At 72.3% G+C, this 3,109-nt stretch carries 1 protein-coding gene and 1 tRNA gene; both read left to right on the top strand.

Annotated features, from left to right (window positions below):
* Window positions 1-413: 413 nt before the first annotated feature.
* A complete protein-coding gene (locus JS521_RS29570) occupies window positions 414-2,645 on the top strand; it encodes a DEAD/DEAH box helicase (protein WP_205086003.1) in 2,232 nt (743 codons plus the stop codon).
* A 218-nt stretch (window positions 2,646-2,863) separates the two neighbouring features.
* A tRNA-Lys gene (locus JS521_RS29565) sits at window positions 2,864-2,937 on the top strand.
* Window positions 2,938-3,109: the final 172 nt, after the last annotated feature.

Genomic DNA, 3,109 nt, shown 5'->3' with positions numbered 1-3,109 from the left:
CCCACGGGCAGGCCCTCGCCGGAGCCGGAGCCGGAGCCGGAGCCCACCGATCCGCCGGAGCCGCCCCCCTCGGCCTCGCCCGCCGCGCACCTGCGGGCGCAGGGGATGGGCGGACCGGAGAAGGTCGGGCCGCTGCGGACCCCGGAGGCATCGCCGCAGGTGGGGCCGGTGTAGCCGGGGTCACAGCGAGGGTGGTTTGCGCAAGGTGGGTGAGAGTGCGTATGGTGGTAGATCGTTTGATCCCATTGCCCGGCGCCGACACAGAAGAGCGCCGTGTGGCGCGTACTCTCCCTTGCCGTGGCTGGACCGCATTGAGGCGGTCGAAATTGCGAATCACGGAGTTATGGGCGCGTGCCGAGACTCCGGAAGGTTTCGCATTTCGCATGTCAATTTCCAGTTCTGACCGCACCGTCATGCCCGAGAACATCGACAACGCCGAGCTCGCCGAGCTGGTCGAGTCCGCTGTGACCGAGGCCCCCGCCGGTGCGACCGCCCCGGCCGTCGAGAAGACCGACGAGGCGTCCGAGGCCGCTTCGGCCCCCGAGGCTGCTGACGCCCCCGAGGCCGAGGCGTCCGACGCCCCCGCCGAGCCGACCGTCACCTTCGGCGACCTGGGCCTGCCCGAGGGCATCGTCCGCAAGCTCGCGCAGAACGGCGTCACCACCCCCTTCCCGATCCAGGCGGCGACCATCCCGGACGCCCTGGCCGGCAAGGACATCCTCGGCCGTGGCCGTACGGGCTCCGGCAAGACCCTCTCCTTCGGTCTGCCCACCCTGGCCGCGCTGGCCGGTGGCCGCACCGAGAAGAAGAAGCCCCGCGCCGTCATCCTCACGCCGACCCGTGAGCTCGCGATGCAGGTCGCGGACGCCCTCCAGCCGTACGGTGACGTGCTCGGCCTGAAGATGAAGGTCGTCTGCGGCGGTACGTCGATGGGCAACCAGATCTACGCCCTGGAGCGCGGCGTCGACGTCCTCGTCGCCACCCCGGGCCGGCTGCGCGACATCATCAACCGCGGCGCCTGCTCCCTGGAGGACGTCCAGGTCGCCGTCCTCGACGAGGCCGACCAGATGTCCGACCTGGGCTTCCTGCCCGAGGTCACCGAGCTGCTCGACCAGGTCCCGGCCGGCGGTCAGCGGATGCTCTTCTCCGCCACCATGGAGAACGAGATCGGCACGCTGGTCAAGCGTTACCTCTCCAACCCGGTCACGCACGAGGTCGACAGCGCCCAGGGCAACGTCACGACCATGTCGCACCACGTCCTCGTCGTGAAGCCGAAGGACAAGGCGCCGGTCACGGCCGCCATCGCCGCCCGCAAGGGCCGCACCATCATCTTCGTCCGCACCCAGCTGGGCGCGGACCGCATCGCCGAGCAGCTCATCGAGTCGGGCGTGAAGGCCGACGCGCTGCACGGCGGCATGACCCAGGGCGCCCGTACGCGGGTCCTGGAGGACTTCAAGAAGGGTTACGTCAACGCGCTCGTCGCGACCGACGTCGCCGCCCGCGGTATCCACGTGGACGGCATCGACCTGGTCCTGAACGTGGACCCGGCCGGGGACCACAAGGACTACCTGCACCGCTCGGGCCGTACTGCCCGCGCCGGCAAGTCCGGTGTCGTCGTCTCGCTGGCGCTCCCGCACCAGCGCCGCCAGATCTTCCGCCTGATGGAGGACGCGGGCGTCGACGCCTCGCGCCACATCGTCCAGGGCGCGGGCGTCTTCGAGCCGGAGGTCGCCGAGATCACCGGCGCCCGTTCGCTCACCGAGGTCCAGGCCGACTCCGCGAACAACGCCGCCAAGCAGGCCGAGCGCGAGGCCGCCGACCTGACGAAGCAGCTGGAGCGCGTCCAGCGCCGCGCCGTCGAGCTCCGCGAGGAGGCCGACCGCCTGGTCGCCCGTGCCGCCCGCGAGCGGGGCGACGACCCCGAGGCCGCGGTGGCCGAGGTGGCCGCCGAGGCCGAGGCCGCCCTCGTGGCAGCCGTCTCCGTCCCCGAGCAGCCGGCCGCCCGCGACGAGCAGCGCCGCGACGAGCGGGGCAACTACGAGCGCCGCGACAACCGCGGTGGCGACCGTGGCGGCTACCGCGGCAACGACCGCCGTGACGACCGCCCGTCGGGTGGTTTCCGCTCCGGTGGCAACGACCGTCGTGATGACCGTGGTGGCCGTTCCTTCGAGCGTCGTGACAACGACCGTCCGGCGTTCCGTGACCGCCGCGACGACCGCCCGTCGGGTGGTTTCCGTTCCGGTGGCAACGACCGTCGTGATGACCGTGGTGGCCGTTCCTTCGAGCGTCGTGACAACGACCGCCCGTCGTTCAACCGCGACCGCCGTGACGACCGTCCCTCGGGTGGTTTCCGTTCCGGTGGCAACGACCGTGGTGGCCGTTCCTTCGAGCGTCGTGACAACGACCGCCCGTCGTTCAACCGCGACCGCCGTGACGACCGCCCCTCCGGCGGTTTCCGCTCCGGCGGCAGCGACCGCCCGTTCAACCGTGACCGTCGCGACGACCGCCCCTCGGGCGGCTTCCGCTCCGGCGGCGGCGACCGCCCGACCGGCCGTCGTGACGACCACCGCGGCGCCAACACCGGCACCAACACCGGCTCCTTCGGCCGCCGCGACGACAAGCCGCGCTGGAAGCGCAACGGCTGACCCCCGCCCGGCCGGCCCCCGGCCGAGCAGGTCCGCCTGACAGACCGGCAGGGCCCGTACGCCACCGAACCGACTCGGTGACGTACGGGCCCTGTTGCTGTTCCCGACCACTCGCGAGCCCGCCGCTCGGGCCCCCGGAACGGGCGCGACGGGCCCAAGACCGATACCGGATCGGCTGCCGGGACCGGGCGGGCTATGCTCGGGGGGTGATGTTGCACGGGCCGTTAGCTCAATTGGTCAGAGCAGCGGACTTTTAATCCGTTGGTTGTGGGTTCGAGTCCCACACGGCCTACCGACAGCAGGGCAGGGGCAACCCTCTGAGCTGCGGTGAAGCGGGCCCCCCCCCCCCCCCGGGGGGGGGGGGGGGGGAGCGCGGCGGAAACGGGCCCGCAGCGGCCGGAGCAGGAAGTTGAGAAGCCGCCCGGCCGGGCGCGGCGGGAGTGTCGGGGGGAGGCCGCCGCCCC

This window comes from Streptomyces durocortorensis (genome assembly GCF_016901035.1).
GTDB classification, from domain to species: domain Bacteria; phylum Actinomycetota; class Actinomycetes; order Streptomycetales; family Streptomycetaceae; genus Streptomyces; species Streptomyces durocortorensis.
The sequence above is the reverse complement of the archived record's forward strand: the minus strand, read 5'-3'. Positions and strand labels throughout refer to the sequence as shown.